22 protein-coding genes are annotated in these 24,466 nt (G+C 65.4%); 14 read left to right on the top strand and 8 right to left on the bottom strand.

Going from position 1 to position 24,466, the window contains the following annotated elements; all coding sequences use genetic code 11:
* The gene (locus THI_RS01320) at positions 1-570 is read right to left on the bottom strand and encodes a cytochrome b (RefSeq protein WP_013104420.1); all 570 of its coding nucleotides are present in this window, start codon (positions 568-570) and stop codon (positions 1-3) included.
* The gene (locus THI_RS01315; RefSeq protein ID WP_013104419.1) at positions 567-1,034 is read right to left on the bottom strand and encodes a MarR family winged helix-turn-helix transcriptional regulator; all 468 of its coding nucleotides are present in this window, start codon (positions 1,032-1,034) and stop codon (positions 567-569) included. The genes THI_RS01320 and THI_RS01315 overlap by 4 nt, the downstream gene beginning before the upstream one ends.
* Positions 1,035-1,181: 147 nt before the next feature.
* Between THI_RS01315 and glpD the strand changes: the two genes are divergently transcribed.
* The 4 genes from glpD to cydB all read left to right on the top strand — a co-directional run bounded on the left by glpD (position 1,182) and on the right by cydB (position 6,167).
* The gene (gene glpD / locus THI_RS01310) at positions 1,182-2,771 is read left to right on the top strand and encodes a glycerol-3-phosphate dehydrogenase (RefSeq protein WP_013104418.1); all 1,590 of its coding nucleotides are present in this window, start codon (positions 1,182-1,184) and stop codon (positions 2,769-2,771) included.
* Between the two features lie 136 nt (positions 2,772-2,907).
* Positions 2,908-3,501: a GbsR/MarR family transcriptional regulator gene (locus tag THI_RS01305; protein ID WP_013104417.1), complete on the top strand. Its 594-nt coding sequence runs from the start codon at positions 2,908-2,910 to the stop codon at positions 3,499-3,501.
* A gap of 154 nt (positions 3,502-3,655) precedes the next feature.
* On the top strand, positions 3,656-5,140 hold the full coding sequence (locus THI_RS01300; RefSeq protein ID WP_013104416.1) for a cytochrome ubiquinol oxidase subunit I: 1,485 nt from the start codon (positions 3,656-3,658) through the stop codon (positions 5,138-5,140).
* A 1-nt stretch (position 5,141) separates the two neighbouring features.
* A complete protein-coding gene (cydB, locus tag THI_RS01295) occupies positions 5,142-6,167 on the top strand; it encodes a cytochrome d ubiquinol oxidase subunit II (RefSeq protein WP_013104415.1) in 1,026 nt (341 codons plus the stop codon).
* A 157-nt stretch (positions 6,168-6,324) separates the two neighbouring features.
* On the opposite strand, the gene rpsI is transcribed toward cydB, so the two are convergent.
* Positions 6,325-6,717: a 30S ribosomal protein S9 gene (gene rpsI / locus THI_RS01290; protein ID WP_013104414.1), complete on the bottom strand. Its 393-nt coding sequence runs from the start codon at positions 6,715-6,717 to the stop codon at positions 6,325-6,327.
* 9 nt (positions 6,718-6,726) lie between these two features.
* Positions 6,727-7,155, bottom strand: a complete 429-nt coding sequence (gene rplM, locus THI_RS01285) for a 50S ribosomal protein L13 (protein ID WP_013104413.1) — start codon at positions 7,153-7,155, stop codon at positions 6,727-6,729.
* 557 nt (positions 7,156-7,712) lie between these two features.
* Here rplM and THI_RS01280 point away from each other — a divergent pair.
* Complete coding sequence (locus tag THI_RS01280; protein WP_013104412.1) at positions 7,713-8,384, top strand: GNAT family N-acetyltransferase; 672 nt, start codon at positions 7,713-7,715, stop codon at positions 8,382-8,384.
* A gap of 7 nt (positions 8,385-8,391) precedes the next feature.
* Here the strand turns inward: THI_RS01280 and THI_RS01275 are convergent, their stop codons facing one another.
* Together THI_RS01275 and THI_RS01270 are read right to left on the bottom strand one after the other, a co-directional pair.
* Complete coding sequence (locus THI_RS01275; protein ID WP_013104411.1) at positions 8,392-10,062, bottom strand: Ig-like domain-containing protein; 1,671 nt, start codon at positions 10,060-10,062, stop codon at positions 8,392-8,394.
* Positions 10,062-11,483 (bottom strand): coniferyl aldehyde dehydrogenase, encoded by a 1,422-nt coding sequence (locus THI_RS01270; protein ID WP_013104410.1) that lies wholly within the window; start codon positions 11,481-11,483, stop codon positions 10,062-10,064. Before THI_RS01270 ends, THI_RS01275 begins: the two co-directional genes overlap by 1 nt.
* A 160-nt stretch (positions 11,484-11,643) precedes the next feature.
* On the opposite strand from THI_RS01270, the gene THI_RS01265 reads away from it, so the two are divergent.
* From THI_RS01265 to THI_RS01225, 9 genes are all read left to right on the top strand, one after another.
* A complete protein-coding gene (locus THI_RS01265; protein WP_013104409.1) occupies positions 11,644-12,207 on the top strand; it encodes a MarR family winged helix-turn-helix transcriptional regulator in 564 nt (187 codons plus the stop codon).
* Positions 12,208-12,219: 12 nt separating this feature from the next.
* Positions 12,220-13,665 (top strand): efflux transporter outer membrane subunit, encoded by a 1,446-nt coding sequence (locus THI_RS01260; protein ID WP_013104408.1) that lies wholly within the window; start codon positions 12,220-12,222, stop codon positions 13,663-13,665.
* A 55-nt stretch (positions 13,666-13,720) separates the two neighbouring features.
* Positions 13,721-14,986 carry an HlyD family secretion protein gene (locus tag THI_RS01255; RefSeq protein ID WP_013104407.1) on the top strand — a complete coding sequence of 422 codons (1,266 nt, stop codon included), beginning with the start codon at positions 13,721-13,723 and terminating at the stop codon, positions 14,984-14,986.
* Positions 14,987-15,159: 173 nt separating this feature from the next.
* The gene (locus THI_RS01250; RefSeq protein ID WP_013104406.1) at positions 15,160-16,773 is read left to right on the top strand and encodes a DHA2 family efflux MFS transporter permease subunit; all 1,614 of its coding nucleotides are present in this window, start codon (positions 15,160-15,162) and stop codon (positions 16,771-16,773) included.
* Between the two features lie 36 nt (positions 16,774-16,809).
* A complete protein-coding gene (locus tag THI_RS01245; protein WP_013104405.1) occupies positions 16,810-17,403 on the top strand; it encodes an acyloxyacyl hydrolase in 594 nt (197 codons plus the stop codon).
* A gap of 44 nt (positions 17,404-17,447) precedes the next feature.
* Positions 17,448-18,098, top strand: a complete 651-nt coding sequence (locus tag THI_RS01240) for a histidine phosphatase family protein (protein WP_013104404.1) — start codon at positions 17,448-17,450, stop codon at positions 18,096-18,098.
* A gap of 95 nt (positions 18,099-18,193) precedes the next feature.
* On the top strand, positions 18,194-18,691 hold the full coding sequence (locus THI_RS01235) for a DUF2844 domain-containing protein (RefSeq protein WP_013104403.1): 498 nt from the start codon (positions 18,194-18,196) through the stop codon (positions 18,689-18,691).
* Positions 18,692-18,703: 12 nt separating this feature from the next.
* Entirely contained in the window at positions 18,704-19,957 is a 1,254-nt protein-coding gene (locus THI_RS01230; protein ID WP_013104402.1) for a DUF3443 domain-containing protein, read from the top strand.
* Between the two features lie 262 nt (positions 19,958-20,219).
* Positions 20,220-21,329 carry a DUF3443 domain-containing protein gene (locus THI_RS01225; protein ID WP_231836304.1) on the top strand — a complete coding sequence of 370 codons (1,110 nt, stop codon included), beginning with the start codon at positions 20,220-20,222 and terminating at the stop codon, positions 21,327-21,329.
* Positions 21,330-21,341: 12 nt separating this feature from the next.
* Here the strand turns inward: THI_RS01225 and ruvB are convergent, their stop codons facing one another.
* Both ruvB and THI_RS01215 read right to left on the bottom strand, forming a co-directional pair.
* Positions 21,342-22,400: a Holliday junction branch migration DNA helicase RuvB gene (ruvB, locus tag THI_RS01220; protein ID WP_013104400.1), complete on the bottom strand. Its 1,059-nt coding sequence runs from the start codon at positions 22,398-22,400 to the stop codon at positions 21,342-21,344.
* 40 nt (positions 22,401-22,440) lie between these two features.
* Positions 22,441-24,420, bottom strand: coding sequence for a monovalent cation:proton antiporter family protein (locus THI_RS01215; RefSeq protein ID WP_013104399.1), 1,980 nt, complete (start codon positions 24,418-24,420; stop codon positions 22,441-22,443).
* Between the last annotated feature and the right edge of the window lie 46 nt (positions 24,421-24,466).

Raw genomic sequence — 24,466 nt, 5'->3', positions numbered from 1 at the left:
TCAGTGGCGCGGGCGTGGCAACGAACGCGGCAGCATGCGCAGCAGCACGCCGTCGTGATCGATGAACTGGTGCTTGAGCGCCGCCGCCATATGCACGGCAACCAAGGCGGCCAGGGTGTAGTTCAGCGTGGCATGCACCAGTTCGAGCAGATGCGCCATCGCCGGATTGGCGGGCAGCAGATTGGGCAGCTTCCACACACCCCACCACACCACGGGCACACCAGCCGCCGAACTCAGCGCCCAGCCGCTGAGCGGTATGCAAAGCATCAGCAGATAGAGCAGCTCGTGCATCAGGGCCGCGGCCGCCTGCTGCCAGGACGGAATATCGCCGGGCAGCGGCGGCGGGCGATGCGTGAGCCGCCAGCCGATGCGCAGCACCACCAACAGCAGCACGGTGATGCCGAACCATTTGTGCCACGAATACAGCTCGATTTTGCGCACCGAAAGCGGAAGCCCGTGCATATAAAGCCCCAGCGGAAAGAGGCCAAAAATCAACAGGGCAATCAGCCAGTGCAGCAACTGCGCGGGCAGGGTGTAGCGGGCCAATTCGGCAGCCGGCGTGGAGCTCATGTCGCACCCTCCTGAGTGCCCGCACGAGCGCCCGCCTGCTCCAGCGCCTGCCGCAGACTGTGCAAGGCCTGCTGCGAGGCGGCCAGCTCGGCAGCGCTCAGTTTTGAGAACGCCTGCGCCAGATGCGCCCCATGCGCAGGAAACACTTGCTCGAACACCTTCTGCCCCCGCGTCGTCAGCCGCACGATCTGCCCACGGCCATCGCTCGGATCGGGCAAACGCTGCACCAAGCCCTTGGCCAGCAGGCGATCGACCACGCCGGTCAGCGTGCCCTTGGTAATCAGAGTCTTGTCGCCCAGCTGCTTGGGGTTCATGCCCTCGGTGTTGCCCAGCGTGGCCACCACGTCGAATTGCGCCGGGGTCAACCCGAGGCTTTGCACATGCGCGGCGGAGTAACGCTCGAACGCCTGATAGGTGCGCACGAGTTCGCGCAGCAAGGGCAGAAAGGGGGGCGGGGAAGTCACGGCGCAACCAGGGAAAAGAACATGCTGCGCATCTTAGTTCTGATTAGAACTATCTCTGCGCGCAGGGTCATTGCGGTTCCGCGCCACCGGCACGCGCATCACAGCCTGAAGTTCACGCTTCGAGGTCGCCCCTCCTACCATGTCGGCATGAACAGCGCTGCTATTTCTTCGCCTCCGCCCGGTATCGCCTGCGACGTGCTGGTCGTCGGTGGCGGCATCAATGGGGCGGGCATCGCGCGCGATCTGGCCGGGCGCGGCCTCAAGGTGGTGCTGTGCGAACGCGACGACCTTGCGGCGCACACTTCCTCGGCCTCCACCAAGCTGATTCACGGCGGTCTGCGCTATCTCGAGTATTACGAATTCGGCCTGGTGCGCAAGGCTTTGCAGGAGCGTGAAGTGCTGCTGCGCAGCGCGCCGCATCTGATGTGGCCGCTGCGCTTTGTCATGCCGCACGCACCGGCCATGCGCCCGGCCTGGCTGATTCGCGCCGGGCTGTTTCTCTACGACCATCTGGCGCGGCGCGAGTGGCTGCCGGGCTCAAGCAGCATCGATCTGCGCACCCATGCCGCAGGCGCCCCGCTGAGGGCCGAATACGCCCGCGGCTTCATGTATTCCGACGGCTGGGTGGACGACGCCCGTCTGGTCACCCTGTGCGCGGTGGACGCGGCGGAACATGGCGCCACCGTGCTGACCCGCACCGCCTGCACATCCGCCACGCGCCACGGCACGGGCTGGCAAGCCACCCTGCGCGATGCCGCGGGTGGCGAGCAGCGGGTGAGCGCCCGCGCCCTGGTCAACGCGGCAGGCCCGTGGGCCGAACAACTGCTCAAGCGCACGCTGCACAACGCCGACGGGCAGCCGCCGCGCGAGCGCCGCTCGCTGCGGCTGGTGCGCGGCGGCCACATCGTCGTGCCGCGCCTGTTCGATCATCCGCACGCCTATATCTTTCAGGCGGACGATGGCCGTATCGTGTTCGCCATTCCCTACGAGCGCGACTTCACCCTGATCGGCACCACCGATGTCGAAGTGTCCGACCCCAGCGGCGCCGAGACTTGCAGCGAGGCCGAAGCCGCATACCTCTGCGCCGAGGTCAACCGTTACTTCCGCACCGAGTTGCGACCCGAGCAGACCGTCTGGCGCTACGCCGGCGTGCGCCCCCTGCTCGAAGATCACGCGGGCGATGCCAAGGCCGCGACCCGCGACTACAAGCTCGAACTCGACCGCGACGGCGCGCCGCTGCTCACCGTATGGGGCGGCAAAATCACCACCTTCCGCAAGCTCGCCGAACAGGCCGCCGACCAGCTCTGCGCCGCCCTTGGCGAAGCACGCCCGGCGTGGACGCACGACGCCTTTCTTCCCGGTGGCGATCTGTCGGGCTGGATCGGACCCGCACAGCGCCCCGACACCGACTTTGCCCGTTTTGTTCAAACCGTGCAGCAACGCTATCCGTGGCTGCCGCCCGACCTAGCGCAGCGTCTGGCCCGCGCCTACGGCAGCCGCATCGACCGCGTGCTGCAAACCACAGGTGGGCAAAGCGCGGCACGCCTGCAAGACCTCGGCGCCGAGATCGCCCCCGGTTTGTTCGAGACCGAGCTGCGTTATTTGCGCGACACCGAATGGGCCGCCAGCGCCGACGATGTGCTTTGGCGCCGCAGCAAACTCGGTTTGCACCTGCTCGCCGATCACCCGGCCTCCTCCCATCCTCACGCCGTATCCGACTGGCTCGCCAGCCGCTGATTACGCGCCGCGCCGTCGCGTGGGCAAATACCCGGCTGGGTATAGGGGCAACACGTCTCGTTACCCCTTGCGCTTGATCTAAGTCAGACAATTTCTTCGACTTTCAGGAATTCCTGAAACTTCGATCAAACCACTTATGCAACTCCCGGAACTCACCCAGCGCTTCGTGCTGCACTTTGGCGAAATGGGCAGCCGCTGGGGCATCAACCGCACCGTCGGCCAGATTTATGCCCTGCTGTTCGTCAGCGAGCGCCCGCTCAATGCCGACGAAATCGCCGCCGCGCTCGATTTTTCGCGCTCCAACGTCAGCATGGGGCTCAAGGAGTTGGGCGCCTGGAACTTGGTGCGCATGCAGCACCTGCCCGGCGACCGGCGCGATTATTTCTCTGCGCCCGAAGACGTGTGGGCTATTTTTCGCACCCTGGCCGAGGAACGCCGCAAGCGCGAAATCGACCCCACCCTGTCCATGCTGCGCGACGCCCTCCTGTCTCAGCCCGAGGGCGCCTCCGAGCAATACGCGCAGCAGCGCATGCGGGAAATGCACGATCTCATCGAACTGGCCACGCAGTGGTTCGACGATATTCAGCGCATGCCCAGCGAAGACGTGCGCCAGCTCATGCAACTGGGCGGCGCGGTGCAAAAGCTCATCGCCCTCAAAAGCCGCGTCAAGCAGGTCGCCACGCGCCGACGGGGCGACAAAGCCGCCGCGCTGCAAGTGGTGGAGAACTGAGATGTGCACCGCTTTCTGCTGGACTTTGCGCATTGACCTGCCGCCGCCGCAGAGCGTCACCCTGCTGTAACGCGTCCCGCTTATCGTTGGCTCAACCCGCCGCCCTGCGCGGCCCGGCACGCTAACCGACATCTCACCGCTTCAGGAGTGCATCATGGATTGGCTTCAAAACCCCGAGTTCCTCGCTCGGGCGCAGTTTGGCTTCATTGCGATGTTCCACATCATGTGGCCGCCGCTCACCATCGGGCTGGCGCTGGTGCTGTTCGGCATGGAAGCCGCGTGGGTGAAGACCAAAAACGTCTTCTACTTTCACCAGGTCAAGTTCTGGACCAAGCTGTTCCTCATCAACTTCGGCGTCGGCGTCATCAGCGGCATTCCGATGGAGTTTTCCTTCGGCACCAACTGGGGGCCGTTCTCCACCTCGGCCGGCGACTTCATGGGCAACATCCTCGGTTTCGAGACGGCGATGGCCTTCATGCTTGAAGCCGGGTTTCTCGGCATCATGCTGTTCGGCTGGGGCCGCGTCGGCCCCAAGATGCACCTGTTCGCCACCGGCATGGTGGCCTTTGGCAGCACCTTGTCGGCCTTCTGGATCATGGTGGCCAATTCGTGGATGCAAACGCCCGCCGGGGTGAAGCTGGTGGACGGCAAGTTCGCCATCACCAACTGGTATGACGCGGTGTTCAACCCCGATCTGCCCTATGGCTTCGGCCACATGTTCACCGCCGCGATCGAGCTCAGCCTGGTCGTCATGGCCGGGGTGAGCGCGTATTACCTGCTCAAAAAACGCCATGTCGATTTCTTCCGTCCGGCGTTCAAGTGGGCGGTGATCTCGTTGTTCATCGTCGCACCGCTGCAGATTTTTATTGGCGATTCTGCGGGGAGCTCGCTGGCCGAGACTCAACCTGCCAAGCTCGCCGCCATCGAGGCGCACTGGCATACCAACAAGCCCGGCGAGGGCGCGCCGTGGGCGCTGCTGGCTATTCCTAACCAGAAAGAGCAGAAAAACGACTGGGCGCTGGAAATTCCCGATGGTCTGAGCATGATCGTGACCAAAACGATGACGGGCAAAGTCGTCGGCCTGGATCACTTCAAGCCACAAGACCAGCCGCCAGTGTGGATTCCGTTTTACGCCTTCCGCGTCATGGTGGCCGCCGGGGTGTTTGTCGCCTTCATGGCCTTCTGGACGCTGTGGATGCTGTGGCGCAAACGTGAGCGCATGACTGCGGCGCGCATCAGCGAAAACAAATGGCTGCTGCGTGGCTGGCTGCTCGCGGTACCCGCCATCTACGCCGCGGTAGAGGCCGGCTGGATGACCCGCGAAGTGGGCCGCCAGCCGTGGATCGTCTACGGCATGATGCGCACCAGCCAGGGCGTGAGCAACCTGCCGGCCGACACCGTGCTGTGGTCACTCGCCATGTATATGCTGTTCTACGGCGTGATCGGCGTCACCGCCTTCGTCTTTGCCGCACGCATGATCCGCAAAGGCCCGAGCTTCGAGGACCCGCCCGCCGCGCCCGGCCAAGGCGGCAAGCCGGAACACGCTGCTGCGCCCAAGCACGTTCCCTTCACCCCGCCTGTCGCACCGATTGCACCCGCCTCGGTCAGCGCCAAGCTCGCGGTGAAAGGAGGGCAGTGAGATGGACTTCGGCAACCCGCAGGAACTGCATCACGTTCTGGCCACGGTGTGGTTTCTCATCATCGGCCTGTTCATGGTGTTTTATGTGGTGCTCGACGGTTTCGACCTCGGCGTGGGGGTGCTTTCGCTGTTCGTCGGCGAGCGCCGCCGCAAGGTGATGATGGCCAGCCTGGGCAGCATCTGGGACGCCAACGAGACCTGGCTGGTGGTCATCGGCGGTACGCTGTTCGGCGCCTTTCCGCTGGCCTACGGCACCGTGCTGCATGGGCTCTACATTCCGATCATCCTCATGCTGCTGGGCTTCATGCTGCGCGGCGTGTCGTTCGAGTTTCATGAACTCTCCGAGCGCAAAGCCTTCTGGGGCGCCATGTTCGGCGTCGGCAGCCTGCTGGCCACCATCGCCCAGGGGTTCGCGCTCGGTGGCTTGCTCAATGGCGTGAAGGTGGTGAACGGCGTGTATGTGGGCAGCGTGTGGGAATGGCTCTCGCCCTTCAGCGTCATCGTGGTGCTGGGCGTGGTGGCCGGTTACGCCATGCTGGGTTCGACCTACCTCATCATCAAGACCAAAGACGACATTCAGGCCGGGTGCTACCAGCGCGGCCAGCTGCTCGCCTGGATCATGCTCGCCGTCGGCGCCGTGGTCACCGTCTGGACGCCGCTGCAATTCCCGCAGATCTTCGCCCGCTGGCTCACCACCCCGAACATCTACTTCTTCGCCGTGCTGCCCGCGCTGGCCTTACTCAGCTTCGTCATGCTGCTGCGCGCCCTCAAGCGGCAGGCCGAAGTGGCGCCGTTTGTCTGGACCATGCTGATCTTCCTGTTCTCTTTCGCCGGACTGGCCGCCACTTGGTATCCGTACATCGTGCCCGGCTCGCTCACCATCGACCAGGCCGCATCAGACAGCGGCACCCTGGTGTTCATGCTCATCGGCATCGGCATGCTCATCCCGGTGATGATCACCTACAACGTCTATCAATACATCGTCTTTCGCGGAAAAATCGACCCGGACGCGGAGCACGCGTATTGATATTGAACTGGGGCCTGCTCTTTTTTCACTGGCCACCGACCCTGTCGGCGGCCCCAACTTAGGTGGTTGAGCACCGCTGCCTGTTATATGAACAAAAGCGCAAACAAAAAACCCGCAGAAAGCGGGTTTTTTGTTTGCAGCAAAGCGCGAAAAAGTATCAGCGCTTGGAGAACTGCTTGGCGCGACGGGCACCGCGCAGGCCCACTTTTTTCCGCTCCACTTCGCGGGCGTCGCGGGTGACGAAGCCTGCCTTGGAGAGCGCGGGTTTGAGGGTAGCCTCGTAGTCGATCAGCGCGCGGGTGATGCCGTGGCGCACCGCACCGGCCTGGCCGGTTTCGCCGCCGCCGTGGACGTTGATCTTGATGTCGAAGCTTTCGACGTTCTCGGTGAGAACGAGGGGTTGCTTGACGATCATGATGGAGGTCTGACGGCCGAAATACTGCTCGACGTCTTTCCCGTTGACCGTGATTTTGCCGGTGCCCTTCTTGATGAAGACGCGGGCCACGGAGCTTTTGCGACGGCCTGTGCCGTAATTCCAGTTTCCGATCATCGCGTGTCCTTAGATGTCGAGAGTCTTGGGCTGTTGGGCGCTGTGCGGATGCTCTGCACCCCCATAGACCTTGAGCTTCTTGATCATGGCGTAACCGAGCGGGCCTTTGGGCAACATGCCCTTGACTGCCAGTTCCAGCGCACGGCCGGGGTGACGCGCCTGCATATCCTTGAATTTGGTGGCGTAGATGCCGCCGGGATAGCCGGTGTGACGGTAGTAGGTCTTGTCGTTGGCTTTGTTGCCGGTCACACGAATTTTGGAGGTGTTGACGACAATGATGAAGTCACCGGTATCGACGTGCGGGGTGTAGATGGGTTTGTGTTTGCCACGCAGACGGAGGGCCACTTCGCTGGCGACCCGACCGAGAACCTTGTTCTCTGCGTCAATCACGAACCACTCATGCACGACTTCGGCCGGTTTGGCGCTGAAGGTTTTCATGGTTGTTCCTATGAACGATGTTTGAGCGAGATATGAATGAGCCCACCAGTGATGTGCGGCAGCGGGCCTCAATGTCGAGATGTTCTTCAAAGTTGAGACGCTCTGCCCCGCGCCCGCCGGCATGGGTTTTCTGGCCCCCGCTCGAAGCCAAACGCGTCATTATAGACAGGTCAGCGGGTTTGTCACTCTCAAGGAAATGCAGGGCCGCCCCAAGTTTTCTTGTCCACCTCGCAGCTTGCAAGCTGCTCGGATTCGGCTCCGTCCAAGCTGCCGCAGGGCAGCTTGGAGCCGCGGGCCTCATCCCCCGCGGGGGGCGGGCTAGGCCGTCCCCTTCCCGACCTCCCCCACGACGTGGGTGAGGTGAGATCACTCCCTCCCCACTTGTGGGGAGGGTTGGGGTGGGGATTGCCCGGCCCTGGGGGCACTCACAAGTGCTTGATTTTCAGGCGTGTTGTGGCGGCAAGGGCGCGGCGATGTCCCTATTCCTTGTGTTTGCAGGAGCAGCGCCTAAACTATCTAGTCCATGCTGCGTTGCAGCAATCTTGCTTCTATTCGATATGACTCAGCCTCCCGAGACCGCCCCCTTGCAAGCCACTGGCAGCGCGTTGGCCGCCCCGCCTCGCGATCGGCGTCTGTCCGCGCCGATCATCCCGATTCGCCCGATCGGGCCGGAACATCGCGAGCAGTTGCTGCGGCATTTTCTGGCGCTGGGGCCGGATGATCGCTATCTGCGCTTTGGCTACGCCGCGAGCGACGAGCGCGTGCGTCTTTACGTCGATTCCATCCGCTTTGAATCGGACGAGATTTTTGGCGTGTTCAACCGCAAGCTGGAGTTGCTGGCGGTGGCGCATATCGCCATCGAACCGGGGCAGACGGAGCGGGCGGAGTTTGGCGTCTCGGTGCTGCCCAAAGGCCGCGGGCTAGGCATCGGCACGCGCTTGTTTGCACGCGCGGCGGTGGACGCGCGCAACCGCGGGCTGCGAGTGCTTTACATGCAGTGCCTGAGCAGCAATGCCGCGATGCTCAAAATCGCGCGCCGGGCCGGCATGAAAGTGCATAACGAGGGCGGCGAAACCGAGGCGTATCTAGAGCTGCCGGAAGACAACTACCAGAGCCACTTCAATGCGCTGATGGAAAACCAGACCGGCCAGATCGACTACTGGGTGAAGGCGGCGATGCGCCAATGGCGTTGTTTCTGGCTGTTCGGTCGCTGCAGCGACACGGCCTGAACCGACCTCACGGCAGCCAGCGGGCGACGGCCAGGGTGCGCCAGCCATTGAACTGCTGCCACACGGCCATGGTGCTCCCCACCGCATCGACGGCCAGCGCGGGAAAGCTGGCCTGTACCGTAGCGCTCGGGTCGGACAAGGTCTGCGGCGCCTGCCAGCGATGCTCGGCTGGGTTGTAGCGCGCGGTCTGCACCTGCATTCCGCTGGGCCCGTCTTGATACCAGGCGCAACGCACATTGCCCGCCGCATCGGTCACCAACACCGGGTTGCCCGCGCTGCGCAGCGCGGGGTCGTCGATCTGCTGCGGCGGCGACCAGCGAGCCGAGGCGGCATCCGCGCCAGCATCGCGCCGGGCGGCGAGTATGGCGTATCGCACCGGGCCGCCCTGCGCCGACTTGGCCTGTTCCCACACCAGCGTGAGATCGCCCGCGGCATCGGCGGTGAGCGCGGGCGAAAGCGCCGGGCCGGTGAAGGCCGTGCTGTGCTGAATCTGCGGCGCGCTCCAGCGAAACGCAGCGCCGCTGCCCTCGGGCAGAAGCTGGCTGACGGCAATGCGCCGCATCGCATCCCGGCCCTGCACCCATGCGGCGACGATGGCTTCTTGCGGTGTAGCCGTGAGCGCCGGGCTTGTGGCGGCGATGCCCTCTGCGCTGAGACGCCATGGCGCCCCCCACGACTGGCCGGAAGGCTGCAACGCCGCGGCAAACACCGCCTCGCGCCCGGAAGTCCCCTGCTGCCATGCGGCTACCACCCGCCCTTGCGGCGTGGCGGCAATCACCGGGTTATAGGCATTGGCAAGGCCGCGATCAACGGGCTGCGCGGGCAGCCAGCGCAGCGCTGCCTGTTGCCAATGGGCCGCATAAATGGCGGTGTGGCGGCCGTCGGGCTGCTGCCAGACCACGGTGACATTGCCCGCGGCGTCGGCGGCGAGTTGGGGATTGGTGGCGTTGCCGGGCAGCGCGGGTTGATCGAGCCGCTGCGGGGCCTGCCACGCGCCGCCATCGCTGCGCGCCGCAAATACGGCGTTGCGGCCATCCACCGCCTGAAACCACACGACGGTGAGGCGCCCCTGGCGATCCGCCGTGATGGCGGGAATGCTCGACGCCCCAGCTTGCGGCCCTTGCAGGTCGATGGCTTGCGGGCGGCTCCAGGCCTGCGTGTCCGGGTTGAAGCGAGTAGCCAGAATGGCGCGGCGGCCCGCATCGTCCTGAAACCACACCGCGACGAAGCCACCGTCGGCCGTTGCCGCCACTTGCGCGCCGCTGACGGGCAGATCGACTTTGTGCGCGGTGTGGCTATCGTCGATCTGCACGGGCGCACTCCATGCGCTGCACGCGGTGGTGAAGCGGCTGCGCACGCGCTCTGGTGCATTCAGCAAGAGGGTGTAGGTGGTGCAGCCAACCAAGGGCACGCTGGGCTCGAACACTGCGCGGTCGCCCGAGGTGCGCACCAGGCCGCGAACCGCAGCCCCGTCCGGGGCGAGCAGCAGCAAGCGGTCTGCCGTGATGGCGGCCGCCTGCGCGGGGGCGGCGAAGCGAAACCCGGGCGTCACTGTGCGGGCCACATCGCTGGCGCCGGAGGCTGGCAAGGGCTCGGGTGCGCTTTGCGCGTTCGCCATACCCGCAACGGCGCACAGCGCCACGATGACCGCGAACTTCTTGACCCAGCGCCTGCGCATCACAGCCTCCCCATGAACTTCATCAGCCAGCGGGTACGCGGCCCGTAGGGCGGCGCGGCAAGCCCGACGCCGGAGAACCGCGTCTGAAAAAGTACGGGCTTGAGTTTGCTGAAGGTATCGAATCCCCAGCGGCCGTGATAGCTGCCCATGCCGGACGCCCCAACGCCGCCAAAGGGCAACTCGTCTTGCGCAAAGTGCAGCAAGGTGTCGTTGACCGTCACGCCGCCGGCATGGGTGTGCAGCAGGGCATCGGCGGTGCGCTGGCGGTCGTGGTCGAACCAGTACAGCGCCAGCGGGCGCGGCTGGCTGCGTAGATGAGCCAGCGCCTGCGCCAGATCGTCATAGGCCACCACGGGCAGCAGCGGACCGAAGATTTCTTCGTTCATCAAGCGCACCGAGGCCGGGGCGTCGCACACCAGCGCGGGCGCGAGACGGTGGCGCAGATCGTCGGCCTGCACGCCGTCGAACAGGGCATGCACCTGCGCCCCGGCGGCGCGAGCTTCGCCCAGTAGCCCGAGCAGACGGCTGTATTGGCGATGGTCGATGATGCTGGTGTAGTCGGGGCTGCGCAGGCCGTCGGGATAGAGTTTTTGCGCCGCGGCGCGGCAGGCGGCAACCCAGTCAGACTGCTGCGCACGCGGCACGAGCACATAGTCGGGCGCGATACAGGTCTGCCCGGCGTTGAGCAGTTTGCCGTAGAGGATGCGCTGGGCCGCGTGCGCCAGGTCGTAACCCGGCGTGATGACGGCGGGCGATTTGCCGCCGAGTTCCAGCGTGACGGGAGTGAGGTTGGCCGCCGCCGCCGCCATGACGCGCTTGCCCACCCCGGTGGAGCCGGTGAACAGCAGGTGGTCGAACGGCAAGGCGCTGAAAGCGGCGCCGATTTCTGCATCGCCCTGCACCACCGCCACTTCGTCGGGCGCAAAAGTCTGCCCGGCCCGCTGCGCGAACACCGCGCTGAACGTGGGCGTGAACTCGGAGAGCTTGACCATCGCCCGGTTGCCCGCAGCCAGCGCCGCCGTCAGCGGCGCCACGGCCAGCACCAGCGGGTAGTTCCAAGGCGCAATGACGCCCACCACGCCCAGCGGTTGGGGCAGCACTCGCGCCCGGGCGGGAAAAAACCAGGGTGAAACGGAGGCGGCGCGCGGACGCATCCAGCGTTTGCCGTGCTTGAGCGCATCGGCGATGCCCGTCAGGCTGGGCACGAGTTCGAGCATCCCGGTTTCGGGCGGCGGGCGGCCGCCGAAATCGGCATCGATGGCCTCGGCGAACTCGGCCGCATGAGTGCGCAGCAAGGCCTGCAGTCGTCGCAGCCGGTCGCGTCGCAGCGTCCAGTCGGGATAGGGCGCGGCGTCGAACGCAGCCCGCAGCACGCTGAAAGTCTGCTGGAGTGAAGCGGCGAAATCAGGGGCGCGATCCATGGCTTTGGCGGCAAACTGAACATTCAGCGACGCATGGTAAGCCGGACGCCGCCAACATGAAGAACCGGTTTGCCATGCCCCGCCCGACAAAACCCCTTCGCTGAATCGGGTATCAAAAAACAACTCAGGCAGTATTTGCCTAAGCAATAAACTGCACGGCATGAATTCTTCCGCCCCCACTCCCACGACCGCGCCGCGTTTCTACGACGGTTCAGAGTATGCCAAGGACAACTCGGTCGGCTTTCTGATGAAAGTCGCGCTGGCGGTGCTGGTGCGCAATCTGGAGCATCAACTGCGGGGGCTCGACCTCACCGGCTCCCAATGGCACCCGCTGCTGCATGTGCACCAAGGCTGCGACACCGTGGCCGCCTGCGCCCGCGAAATGCAGACCGATGCCGGCGCCATGACCCGCATGCTCGACCGCCTGGAAGCCAAGGGCCTGTTGGTGCGCGAGCGCAGTTGCAGCGACCGCCGCGTGGTCAACCTCTCGCTCACCCCGCGCGGCAGCGAGGTGGCGGCGCAAATTCCGCATGTGCTCTCCGAAGTGCTCAACGAACATCTGCGCGGCTTCAGCCCCAAGGAGTTTGCCCAGTTGCTCGACCTGTTGCGGCGCTTCATCGCCAATGGCGAGGCGCTGGCCGAAGCCAACAAGGCCGCCCCCGGCCCGCAACTGGTGGTGCAGGAACGCGACCCCGAAGAAAACAACGACAACAACCCCTCCTGACCCGTTCTCATCATGCTCAACAGACCTTTCGTTCGATCCGCCACGCTGGCCGCGCCGCTGCTGGCCGCCCTGCTGCTGGCGGGCTGCGCCAGCACCGAAGGCATCGCGCCCACGGCCCAGCTCACTCGTCCGCAGCAACTCGGCTTGCAGCCGGTGCAGACGGCCTTTCCCAAGACCGACTGGTGGGCCGCCTTTCACGATCCTGAACTCGACCGCCTGTTCGCCACCGCCCTGACCGACAACCCCAGCTTGCAAGTCGCCCAGGCTCGGCTCGAACAGGCCCGTGCGCAGGTGCAGGGCGCGGGCAGCGCGCTCAAGCCCAAGCTGGGCGCCGCGGTGAGCTCCACTCGCCAGCAGTTCAGCAACAACTACATCTACGGCCCCTACGGCAGCAACTGGTATTACGACAACTCAGCGTTGCTGCAAGGCAGTTGGGAGCTGGACTTTTTCGGCAAGAACCGGCAGACGCTGCAAGCCGCCATCGGCGAAGCCCACGCCGCCGCGGCGCAGGAGCAGGCCGCGCGGGTACTGCTCGCCGCCAACGTAGCCAGCGCTTATGTGAACCTTGCGCGACTGATCGCCATCCAGAACGTGCTGCAGCAAACCCTGCAGCAACGCGAGCACATGCTCAAACTGGTGCAGGACCGCGTGCGCGCCGGTCTGGAAACCACGGTGCAGGAGAAGCAGGCGCTGGCCGAAGTGCCGCAGATCCGTCTGCAGATCGACCAGACTGCGGTGCAGATCACGCAGGCGCGCAACCTGCTGGCCGCGCTCACCGGCCAGGGCCCGCAGGCCACGGCCACGCTCGCCCCGCAGCTCGCCACCCTGCCGACCATGAACCTGCCCGACACGCTACCCGCCTCGCTGATCGGCCGCCGCGCCGACATCGTCGCCGCGCGCTGGCAGGTGGAAGCCGCGCTGCACGGCGTGAAAGCGGCTCGCGCAGCGTTCTATCCCGACGTCAACCTCACGGCGTTCGCCGGGTTCTCTGCGCTGGGCTTCAGCCAATGGCTGACCGGCGGCAGCCAGACCCTGGGCGTCGGCCCCGCACTCACCCTGCCGATCTTCGAGGGCGGCGCGCTGCGCGCCCAGCTTCGCGGCAAATCGGCGCAGGCGGACGCCGCCATCGCGCAATACAACGGCACGCTGGTGGACGCAGTGCATGAGGTCGCCGACGCCATCGCGGCGCGGCAATCCATCGGTCAGCAGATCGCGCAACAGCAGCAGGCGCTCGATGCCGCGCAGGACGCGCTGCGGCTGGTCGATCAGCGCTACAAGGCCGGGCTGTCGAACTACCTCACCGTGCTCACGGTTGAGTCGAGTGTGCTCAAGCTGCAGCAGGCCGGGGTGGACTTGAAAGCGCAGGCGCTGGCCGACGACGTGGCGCTGATTCGCGCCCTGGGCGGGGGCTACAACGCGCCGAAGATGCCCGAGCAGGTTCCTGCGAAATCCTCCTGACCCACGCTTTGACTTCTCCTTCTAAAAACGAATCGAATCCCAACGGAGCGCATCCATGAGTACCCCAGACAGCAATAAAACAGAAGGCACGGCCCAGCCCGCCGAAAATGGCAACGGAAACGACAACGGAAATGGCAACGGCAAGGCCGCCAAGCGGCGGCGGCTGATGCTGTTGGCCATCGGCTTTTTCGTCATCGTCGGCGCCGTCTATGGCGGGTATCACTATTGGGAATCCCTGCGCTACGCCTACACCGATGACGCCTATGTGCAGGGCAATCTGGTGCAGGTCACGCCGCAGGTGGGCGGCACGGTGACCGCCATCGACGCCGACGATACCCAGCTGGTCAAGTCCGGCCAGCCGTTGGTGCAGCTCGACGGCGCCGACACCCATGTGGCGCTGCAACAGGCCGAGGCCCTGCTCGCGCAGGCGGTGCGTCAGGTGCGGGTGAGCTTTGCCAACAACGGCACCCTGGCTGCCCAGGTAGCCGTGCGGCAGACCGATGTCAGCGTCGCGCAGGCCAATGTAGCCAAGGCCCAGGACGCGCTGCGCCGCCGCCAGGAGCTGGCGGGTACCGGCGCGGTGGGCGCTGAGGAACTGCGGCAGGCACAGATTGCCTTGCAATCCGCCCAAGCCGCGTTGACCACCGCGCAGGCCGGGGTGAAGGCCGCGCAGGAGCAACTCGCCGCCAGCGAAGCGCTGACCGCGGGCACGGTCATCGCCAACAACCCCTCGGTCAAGCTGGCCGCGGCCAAGCTACGCGAGGCCTATCTGGCGTATGAACGCACCACCATTCCGGCGCCGGTCAGCGGCGTGGTGGCGCGGCGCACGGTGCAGCTCGGCCAGCGCGTGGCGCCCGGCCAGCCGCTGATGTGGGTAGTGCCGTTGAACGATGTGTGGATCGACGCCAATCTGAAGGAAACCCAGCTGCGCGACGTGCGCATCGGCCAGAAGGCCACAGTGACTGCCGACACCTATGGCGGCAGCTTCACCTACACCGGCCATGTGGTCGGACTGTCGGCGGGCACGGGTGCGGCGTTCTCCCTGTTGCCCGCGCAGAACGCCACGGGCAACTGGATCAAGGTGGTGCAGCGCCTGCCGGTGCGCGTGGCGCTCGATCCCAAGCAAGTCGCCAGCCACCCGCTGCGCGTGGGCATGTCCACCGAAGTGACCATCGATATCAGCGACCACAAAGGCCCGCTGGTCATGGACGAGCCGCCCACCAAGCCCGCCGCCCGCACCGACGTTTACGCCGCCGACTGGCAGAAGGCCGACGCCCTGGTGAACGCCATCATCGCCGCCAACGCCGGCGGCAAGCGCTAAAGAGGCCAACATGAAACAGCCCCCTCGCTCGCTATGCTCGCTGCCCCTCAAGGGGGGTGTCAACTCCTTCGGAACGGCCGTGCGGAGCAAGATGAAACGACCCCCTCGCTCGCTTTGCTCGCTGCCCCCCACGGGGGGTGTCAGCTCCTTCGGAACGGCCGTGCGGAGCTGACATGGCCACTACGCAAGAAATTGAAGAAAGCGCGGCCGGCGCCTTGCCGAGTCCGGCACCCGCCAAAACCACGCCGACGCACATGACGCCCTTGACCGGCAGCGCGCTGGTGCTGGGCACCATCGCCCTGTCGCTGGCGACCTTCATGAACGTGCTCGACACCTCGATTGCCAACGTGTCGATTCCCGCCATCGCGGGCGACCTGGGGGTGAGTTCGTCGCAAGGCACCTGGGTCATCACCTCGTTCGGGGTGGCCAACGCCATCGCCGTGCCGCTCACCGGCTTTCTCACCCAGCGTTTTGGCGCGGTCAAGGTGTTTCTCATCAGCATTCTGCTGTTCACCCTGTTCTCGTTTTTGTGCGGACAGGCGCCGAGCATCGAAATTCTCATCCTGTTCCGCGTGCTGCAGGGCGCCAGCGCCGGACCGATGATTCCGCTCTCACAAACCCTGCTGCTCTCCAGCTATAAACCCGCGCGTGCCGGCATGGCCATCGCCATGTGGTCGATGACCACGCTAATCGCCCCCATCATGGGGCCGCTGCTCGGCGGCTGGATCACCGATAACATCTCCTGGCCGTGGATTTTCTATATCAACGTGCCCGTGGGTCTGCTGGCCGCGGCGGTCACGGCGTCGATCTACCTGCGACGCGAAACACCCATCCGCAAGCTGCCGATCGACTGGACCGGACTGGGGCTGTTGGTCATCTGGGTAGGCTCGCTGCAGATCATGCTCGACAAGGGGCAGGAACTCGACTGGTTCTCCAGCCCGGTCATCATCGCGCTGGCCGCCGCGGCCGTAGTGGGTTTCGTGCTGTTCCTGATCTGGGAAATCTACGACGAGCATCCGGTGGTCGATCTCACCCTGTTCAAGATCCCGACCTTCACCATCGGCACCATCCTGCTGGCGCTGGCCTACGGCATGTTCTTCGGCAGCCTGGTGCTGCTGCCGCTGTGGCTGCAGGAGTTCATCGGCTACACCGCCACCGACGCGGGCGAGGTGCTGGCCTGGGTGGGCTTGTTCGCGCTGATTCTCTCGCCCATTATCGGGCGCTATCTGCCCGTGCTCGATTCGCGCTGGGTCACCACGTTTTCCTTCCTGGTGTTCGCCGTCGTGTTCTATATGCGCTCGCAGTTCACCACGGGCGACAGCTATTGGGAATATTCCATCCCCACGGTGATTCAGGGCATCGCCACGGCGACTTTCTTCATCCCGCTGCTGGGCATCATCCTCGGCGGACTGCCGTCGCACCGCATCGCGGCGGCGTCGGGGCTATCGAACTTCGCGCGCATCACCGCAGGTTCGTTCGGCACTTCGATCTACACCACCTTGTGGACCGACCGCGCCGATCTGCACCATGAACAACTGGTCACGCACATCTACGCGGGCAGTCCGGTGGTCGAGCCCGTACTGCACGGCATGCAATCTCAGGGCTTCAGTTATGAGCAGGCTTTGGGTGTGATCAACCGCCTGATCGACCAACAGGCGTACACCCTCGCGGTGGACGACATGTTCCGCCTCAGCGCCTGGCTGTTTGTCGCCATGATCGTGCTGGTCTGGTTCATCAAACCCTCCAAGAGCAGCGCCGGCGGTGAGGCCGCAGCAGGCGCGCACTAAAAACATCTTTTCTCAAGAACCCCAAAGAGGTCTGCGATGCAAAACCCAACTTCTCAAAATTCCCATCGGCCCAAGCAAGGGGCGAAGCGGCCCGGGCTCACCCCAGCGGCGCTGCGCCGCGCGGCCCTCGCCGCTGCCCTGCTGTTCACCGCAGGTCTGGCGCCAGCGCAGGCCACCGAGCTTTCCGCGCTCTGGGGTATCGACAAGGGCCACAGCTACAGCAATGCAACGCTGGCCCTTCAATCCGGCCCGCTGTGGCAACACGATTTCGCGCATAGCCGCCTCGACGTGGTGCTCGAAGCCTCGTTGGGGCAAGTGAGCAGCTCGGAAGGCCCCGGCAGCCGCCACCTCACCCACGTCGGGCTCACGCCCTTTGCGCGCTGGTGGTTTGCGCCGCAGACGGCCATGGAATTCGGCATCGGCGCCAACCTGTTTTCGGGCACGACCCTCGGTGCCAAGCGAATCTCCACCGCCTACCAGTTCGGCGATTCCATCGGCCTGCTGCATCGCTTCGCGGGCACGCCTTGGACGCTGGGCGCGCGCCTCACCCATTACTCCAACGCCGACATCAAGCGCCCCAACCCGGGGCAGGACTATGTGCAACTGCGGGTGGGCTACAGCTTCAACTGAACCTCACGCGGGTCGGCGAAGGGCTGCGGCACAATGCGGGCACCATGCTCGACAACCCGCCCGAACCGACCCGCATCATCGCCATCCGTCATGGCGAAACCGACTGGAACGCCGCTTCGCGCATCCAGGGTCATACCGATATTGCGCTGAACGCGCGCGGGCTGGAACAGGCCCGGCTGGCCGCCAACGCCTTGGCCGAGGAGCCCTTGGCCGCCGTGTACGCCAGCGATCTGCAACGGGCCTGGCAGACGGCGGAAGCGATTGCCGCGCCGCACGGCCTGAGCGTCATACTCGACCCCGGCCTGCGCGAGCGCTGCTTCGGCGCGTTCGAGGGCCATAGCTTTGCCGCGCTGGAACCGCTGCATCCCGAACTGTGCGCCCGCTGGCGTCACCGCGACCCGGCCTTCGCCGCCCCCGGCGGCGAAACCCTGCGCGACTTCGCCAACCGCGCCCAGACTGCCTTGCGGCGCATTGCCGCGCGCCATCCCGGCCAGCTCATCGTCGTCGCTGTGCATGGCGGCGTGCTCGACGCCTTCTACCGCGCCGCCACCGGGCAGGAACTGCAGGCGCCGCGCAGCTTCGAACTGCGCAATGCCGCGCTCAACCGCCTGCTCTACGCCGAAGGCCAGCTCACCCTGGTGGGTTGGGGCGATACTGCGCATCTCGATCGCAGCCTGAATGAAGGCGTGCAATAGTGCCAGCTTCACCGTTTTTTCTGCGCTGAATCCATCAAGAAAAGTGTCACGAGTCGTTAGACTGCGACTTTTGATCCCATTCGCTCCATCACGCTATGGCTGCTGCCCGTACCCGTCTGTTTTCATCTCTCTTGGGGCTCACCCTTGCACTGAGCAGCCTTTCGGCCCAGGCCGGGCTGGGCCGCCCGTTGTCAGAAGCGGCCCAGGACGGCCATCTGATCAGCCAGGTGCAACGTGTCGCGGCGCAGGCGACGCCTGGCCCGACCGCAACCAGCAATGCGTCGGCCGTTCAATCGCAAACCGTGCAAACGCCGCAGGGCGTGACGGTCACGGAATATGCCAACGCGGCGGGCACGGTGTTCGCCATCACCTGGAAAGGGCCGTTCAAGCCCAATCTGCAACAACTGCTCGGCAGCTATTTCGCCCCCTACGTCCACGCCGCCCAGACGCAGACGCAACAGCTCAATGTCTCGCAGGTGGCGGGCAGCGACATCGTGGTGCACAGTGCGGGCCGCATGCGCGGCTTTCTCGGCGTGGCTTGGGTGCCCTCGCTGGTTCCTGCCGGTTTCGACCCCGCCAGCCTTCAGCCCTGAGGCTGCGCCGCCATGTTGACCGGACTGCGCTCCTGGCGCCTTAGTCGCCGCTGGATGCGTCTGGCCGCCCCCGCTGCGCTGGCTGGCCTGCTATTGACCGGCTGCGGAGGCGGCGGCAGCAGCGCGCCACCATTGCCCCAATCTGTCACCCTGAGCAGCCCCGCAACGGGCAGCAATGTGGCGGCGGTCAGCATTCGTCAGCTCCAGAGCGCCCCCAGCATCACGGCGAACACGCCCTATGTCGATGTGAAGGTCTGCGATGCCAGCGGCAACTGCCAGACCATTCCCGACGTGATGGTGGATACCGGCTCGGCGGGGCTGCGGCTTTTTGCCAACAAGGTCGCACTCAATCTCCCTGGCATTGCCTCGGGCGGCGGCACGCTGGCCGCCTGCGCCCAGTTCGCCTCGGGCTATGCCTGGGGCAGCATGCACCTGGCCACGGTGCAGATCAGCGGCGAAGTCACGACCACGGCCATCCCCGTTCAGTTCATGAACGACCCCACCCTACCCGCCGCGCCTTCGACCTGCGCCGCACAGGGCATCGACTTCGCCACCCGCTTCGCCCCGGTGGCCAACGGCATTCTGGGCATCAGCAATTTCATTCACGACTGCGGCGCAGGCTGCACCGCGGCCACACCAGCCGCCGACCGCCCTGCGATGTATTACCGCTGCGCGAGCGGCGCTTGCAGCCAGACCAGCGCCGAGCTTTCGCAACAGGGCGCCAACCCCATTTCCGCGTTTGCCGTGGACAATAACGGCAGCATTCTCACCCTGCCCGCCGTGGCGCCCGGTGGCGCTGCCAGCGCGACCGGCACACTGGTGTTCGGCATCAGCACGCAACCCAACAACGCACTGCCCGCGGGCGCCGAAATTTTCCCCATCGGGCAAGATGCCTACATCGACGGCCGTATCGATGGCGTGATGGGCCGCGGCTTCATCGACAGCGGCTCCAACGGCTACTTTCTCGACCTCGACCCCAGCGTCGCCCGCTGCACGCCCAACGCCGCATTCAGTTGGTACTGCCCCAGCAGCCCGGTTGCGCTCACCGTTCAGCTCAGCGGCGCCTCCAGCGCGCAGACCCTGGTCATCGGCAATGCGCAGACCATGTTCGACCAAAACTTCACCGCCCTGCCCGCTCTGGGCGGCACCGCCGCCATCGCCCAGTTCGCCGATCTCGGCCTGCCCTTTTTCTACGGCCGCCCCATCGCCACCGGGTTGGAGAACAGCAGCAACCCCAGCGCGCCCTACGGCTACTGGGCGTTCTGAACCCGATGGACACTGTCATCTGAGCTGAGGTTCAATGGTTTGGCGATGACCCCCGACTTGTATTTGACCTAGCCCCGAGGCCGCAACCATGCTGCAAACAAGCCGATCCGCCTTCTTCCGCACAGCATCTGTCATCGCCGCTTTGAGCACAGCGCTGTTGCTCGCGGCTTGCGGAGGAGGCGGTGGAAATACGACATCCAGCGCGACGCCTAGCCCGACGCCCAGCACGACGTCCGATACGGCGCCCCCCAGCAATGTTTCGATGGCCTACAACGAAGTCGCCGTCAGCATTCGCCAACTCGGCAGCAACACCACCACGCTCACGGCGAACACGCCCTACGTCACCGTCACGGTTTGCGCACCAGGCGGCAGTCCTTGCCAGTCCATCCCGGACGTGCTGGTGGACACCGGCTCGCAGGGGCTACGGCTGTTTTCCGCTGCACTCAACAGCACTCAGCTGAGTGCGCTACCCCAAGTCACCAACGGCAGCTCCACCTTGGCGGCCTGCGCGCAGTTCGCCTCGGGCTATGCCTGGGGCAGCATGCGGCAGGCCATCGTGCAGATCGGGGGTGAAGCCACCACGACCGCGATCCAGATCCAGATCATGGATGACCCCGCGCTGCCCGCCGCGCCCAGCAGTTGCAGCGGCACGGGCGGGGTCGATTTCGCCAGTGACTTTTTTGGCATCGCCAACGGCATTCTGGGCGTGAGCAATTTGAAGTACGACTGCGGCAGCGCCTGCGCTCAAAGCGCCAAACCGGGGGTGTATTTCGCCTGCACCGGCAGTACCTGCACGGGGGCGACAGTGGACACTTCGCTGCAAGGCATCAACCCCATCGCGGCATTCGCCACGGACAACAACGGCAGCATCCTCGCCCTGCCTGGCGTGCCGCTGCCCCTTGGTGCGCCCAGCGCAAACGGAACGCTGATTTTCGGCATCAACACGCAGGCCAACAACACGCTGAACGGCGCGCAGCTTTATCCGCTCGACAGTGCGGGCAATCTGTCCCTGACCCTGAACGGAACGGCTATGTCGGGCTTTGTCGACAGCGGCTCCAACGGTTATTACCTGGCGCTCAGCGGCGTGCCGACCTGCTCGCAGACCTCAAGCTTTTACTGCCCGTCGCAGGCGTTCAGCCTGGCGGCCAGTCTGCAGTTGGCTGACCGCTCCTATGGGCCGGCGCAGAACATCGTGATCGGCAATGCGCAAGCCCTGTTCCAGACGCAAAACGCCGCCCTGCCCGCGCTGGGAGGAACGGCGGCCATTTCGGGTTTCGTTGATCTGGGGCTACCGTTTTTCTACGGCCGCAAGGTCGCCACGGGCTTGGAAGGCAGCAACGCCAGCGCGCCGAACGGCTATCTGGCGTATTGATCTCGCCGGACCTCAGCCGCCGAACAGATCGCCGCCCGGGCGCTGCGGCGCGGCCAGGCCGAGATGGGCGTAGGTCGCCGCGGTGGCGATGCGCCCGCGCGGGGTACGCTGCAAGTAGCCCTGCTGGATGAGGTAGGGTTCGATCACGTCTTCGATGGTGTCGCGCTCTTCGCCAATGGCGGCGGCCAGATTGTCCAGCCCCACCGGCCCGCCGTCGAAACGGTGCACCACCGCTTCGAGCAGCTTGCGGTCCATCACGTCGAAACCCAGCGGATCGACGTCGAGCATGCGCAATGCGGCATCGGCCACTTCGGCGCTGATTCTCCCCGCAGCTTTCATGTCGGCATAGTCGCGCACCCGGCGCAGCAGGCGGTTGGCGATGCGCGGAGTGCCGCGGGCGCGGCGGGCAATCTCGGCCGCGCCGTCCGGGTCGATGACCGCACCGAGCAGCTTGGCCGAACGCAGCACGATGCGAGTCAATTCCTCGGCGGTATAAAACTCCAGCCGGGCGACGATGCCAAAGCGGTCGCGCAAGGGGTTGGTCAACATGCCCGCGCGCGTGGTGGCGCCGACCAGAGTGAAGGGCTGCAGGTCGATTTTCACACTGCGCGCGCCCGGCCCTTCGCCGATCAGGATGTCGATCTGATAATCCTCCAGCGCCGGATACAGAATCTCCTCGACCACCGGCGAAAGGCGGTGGATCTCGTCGATGAACAGCACGTCGTTGCGCTCCAGATTGGTCAGCAGCGCAGCCAGATCGCCCGCGCGTTCGAGCACCGGGCCGGAGGTCGAACGCAGGTTCACGCCCATTTCCCGCGCCACGATGTGCGCCAGCGTGGTCTTGCCCAGACCCGGCGGGCCGAACAGCAGCACGTGGTCGAGGGCTTCTTCGCGCTTGCGCGCCGCGCCGATGAAAATGTCGAGCTGCTCACGCACCCGGACCTGGCCGACGTAGTCGTCGAGCTGCTGCGGGCGCAGCGCACGCTCGGCCACGGCCTCCTGCGGCGACACGGCCGCAGCATCGATCACCCGCGCGGGGCTGGCAGCAAAGGCATCAGGTTGTATGGGCACGGCAGGCGGCGCGAAGAACTGGAAATCCGCACAGCATAGATCAACCGCGCAACAACGCCGCCTCGGCTACGGCCAGCGCATCGGGCAGGCCGGAAAGCACCACGGTATCGCCCTCTTGCAGCAGCAAGGTGGGAGCGGGTTTGAGCACCTGACCGTTGTTGCGCCGCACCTGCGTGACGCGCGCGCCCTCACGGCTGACCGCACGCAGCATCTGACCCACGGCGGCAGCTTCGGCCGTGAGGGTGACCGATTGCAGGCGCGGCTGATCGGCGTCTTCCAGCGAGGCATCGTCGCTGCCGTGGAACCAGTCGCGCAGCAGTCCATAGCGCTGCGCGCGCGCATGCCGCACCCGTTTGAGCACGCGCGGCAGCGGCACGCCCACCAGAGCCAGAGTGTGAGAGGCCAGCATCAGCGAGCCTTCGAGAATTTCGGGCACCACCTCGGCAGCGCCAGCCTGGCGCAGCTCTTCCAGCGGGCCATCGTCCATGGTGCGCACCACCACCGGCACATGCGGCGCATGTTCATGCATGAGATGCAGGATGCGCAGCGCCGAATGCGTCTCGACATAGGTGATGACCAGCGCACTCGCCCGCTGCAAGCCGGCCGCCTGCAGCGTAGCCAGCCGGGTGGAGTCGCCATACACCACGTTCTGCCCGGCGGCCTTGGTCTGCGCCACGCGGTCGGGATCGAGGTCGAGCGCAAGGTGCGCAATGTGCTCGGTGTCGAGCAGGCGCGCCAGATTCTGCCCGCAGCGGCCGAAGCCGCAGATGATGACGTGGTTCTGCGCCTTGATGGAACTGCGCGCGATATTGGTGAGCTGCAGCGAGGCGAGCATCCAGTCCGCCGAGGACACCTTGAGCACAATGCGGTCGATGTACTGCGCCAGCAACGGGGTGTAGAGCATGGAAATGACCATGGCCGCCAGCACCGGATTGAGCACCTCGGGCGGAATGAGCGTGTTGCCCGACGCGATATTGATCAGCACGATGCCGAATTCACCCGCCGGCGCCAGCCACAGCGCCACCCGCAGGCTCAGCCCCGGCGGCGTTTTTCGCAGACGCTCGATGCCGAACACCAGCGCCGCCTTGACCAGCGGCGGCAGCACGGCCAGCAGCAGCACCAGCCACCACTGCGCCAGCACAAGCCGCCAGTCGAGCAGCATGCCGATGGTGATGAAAAACAGGCCGAGCAGCACGTCGCGGAAGGGGCGAATATCCGCTTCCACCTGCGCCTTGTAGGGCGTCTCGGCGATCAGCATCCCGGCGAGAAAAGCCCCCAACGCCATCGACAGCCCCGCCATCTCGGTGATCCACGCCAGACCGAGCGTGAGCAGCAGCAGGTTGAGCATGAACAACTCGTCCGACTTGCGCTTGACCACAATGCGCAGCCAAGGCTGCAGCAGCCGCCCGCCCGCCAACAGAATGACGGCCAGCACCAGCACCGCTTTGATCAGTGCCAGCGTCAGCAGCCAGGACAGATCGCTGCTGTGCGAGGCCATGGCTGGAATGAGAATCAGCAGGGGCACCACCGCCAGATCCTGAAACAGCAGCACGCCGATGATGTGGCGACCATGCGGCGAATCGAGCTCGATCTTCTCCGCCAGCAGTTTGACCACGATGGCCGTGGACGACATGGCAAACGCGCCGCCAAGGGCAATGCCTGCCGCAATCGGCTGCGACCAGAACTTCGGCATGAACCAGGCGAACGCCAGACTGGCCAGCAGCACCACCGCCAGGGTCGAGAGCATTTGCGCCGCGCCCAGCCCGAACACCAGCGAACGCATGGCTTTGAGCTGCCCCAGGCTGAACTCCAGCCCGATGGAAAACATCAGGAACACCACGCCGAACTCGGCCAGATGCTGCATGCCCGAAGTATCTCCGGCCAGGGCCAGCGCGTTGGGCCCGATGACCACGCCCACCGCCAGATAGCCGAGCATGGGCGGCATGGACAACGCACGAAACAAGGCCACGCCCAGCACGGCGGCAACCAAATAAAGCAGAGTGAGTTCGAGGCCGGTCATCGAGGTGAAGCAATCGGAGCAAGGGGGCTGTATCAGGTTGACGCAG

The sequence above is a fragment of the Thiomonas arsenitoxydans genome (genome assembly GCF_000253115.1).
GTDB lineage: Bacteria > Pseudomonadota > Gammaproteobacteria > Burkholderiales > Burkholderiaceae_C > Thiomonas > Thiomonas arsenitoxydans.
The sequence above is the reverse complement of the archived record's forward strand: the minus strand, read 5'-3'. Positions and strand labels throughout refer to the sequence as shown.

Coding starts and splice junctions, on each gene's coding strand:
- THI_RS01320 (WP_013104420.1), bottom strand. CDS start 570: ATGAGCTCCACGCCGGCTGCCGAATTGGCCCGCTACACCCTGCCCGCG.
- glpD (WP_013104418.1), top strand. CDS start 1,182: ATGAACAGCGCTGCTATTTCTTCGCCTCCGCCCGGTATCGCCTGCGAC.
- THI_RS01305 (WP_013104417.1), top strand. CDS start 2,908: ATGCAACTCCCGGAACTCACCCAGCGCTTCGTGCTGCACTTTGGCGAA.
- THI_RS01300 (WP_013104416.1), top strand. CDS start 3,656: ATGGATTGGCTTCAAAACCCCGAGTTCCTCGCTCGGGCGCAGTTTGGC.
- cydB (WP_013104415.1), top strand. CDS start 5,142: ATGGACTTCGGCAACCCGCAGGAACTGCATCACGTTCTGGCCACGGTG.
- rpsI (WP_013104414.1), bottom strand. CDS start 6,717: ATGATCGGAAACTGGAATTACGGCACAGGCCGTCGCAAAAGCTCCGTG.
- rplM (WP_013104413.1), bottom strand. CDS start 7,155: ATGAAAACCTTCAGCGCCAAACCGGCCGAAGTCGTGCATGAGTGGTTC.
- THI_RS01280 (WP_013104412.1), top strand. CDS start 7,713: ATGACTCAGCCTCCCGAGACCGCCCCCTTGCAAGCCACTGGCAGCGCG.
- THI_RS01275 (WP_013104411.1), bottom strand. CDS start 10,062: ATGCGCAGGCGCTGGGTCAAGAAGTTCGCGGTCATCGTGGCGCTGTGC.
- THI_RS01270 (WP_013104410.1), bottom strand. CDS start 11,483: ATGGATCGCGCCCCTGATTTCGCCGCTTCACTCCAGCAGACTTTCAGC.
- THI_RS01265 (WP_013104409.1), top strand. CDS start 11,644: ATGAATTCTTCCGCCCCCACTCCCACGACCGCGCCGCGTTTCTACGAC.
- THI_RS01260 (WP_013104408.1), top strand. CDS start 12,220: ATGCTCAACAGACCTTTCGTTCGATCCGCCACGCTGGCCGCGCCGCTG.
- THI_RS01255 (WP_013104407.1), top strand. CDS start 13,721: ATGAGTACCCCAGACAGCAATAAAACAGAAGGCACGGCCCAGCCCGCC.
- THI_RS01250 (WP_013104406.1), top strand. CDS start 15,160: ATGGCCACTACGCAAGAAATTGAAGAAAGCGCGGCCGGCGCCTTGCCG.
- THI_RS01245 (WP_013104405.1), top strand. CDS start 16,810: ATGCAAAACCCAACTTCTCAAAATTCCCATCGGCCCAAGCAAGGGGCG.
- THI_RS01240 (WP_013104404.1), top strand. CDS start 17,448: ATGCTCGACAACCCGCCCGAACCGACCCGCATCATCGCCATCCGTCAT.
- THI_RS01235 (WP_013104403.1), top strand. CDS start 18,194: ATGGCTGCTGCCCGTACCCGTCTGTTTTCATCTCTCTTGGGGCTCACC.
- THI_RS01230 (WP_013104402.1), top strand. CDS start 18,704: ATGTTGACCGGACTGCGCTCCTGGCGCCTTAGTCGCCGCTGGATGCGT.
- THI_RS01225 (WP_231836304.1), top strand. CDS start 20,220: ATGGCCTACAACGAAGTCGCCGTCAGCATTCGCCAACTCGGCAGCAAC.
- THI_RS01215 (WP_013104399.1), bottom strand. CDS start 24,420: ATGACCGGCCTCGAACTCACTCTGCTTTATTTGGTTGCCGCCGTGCTG.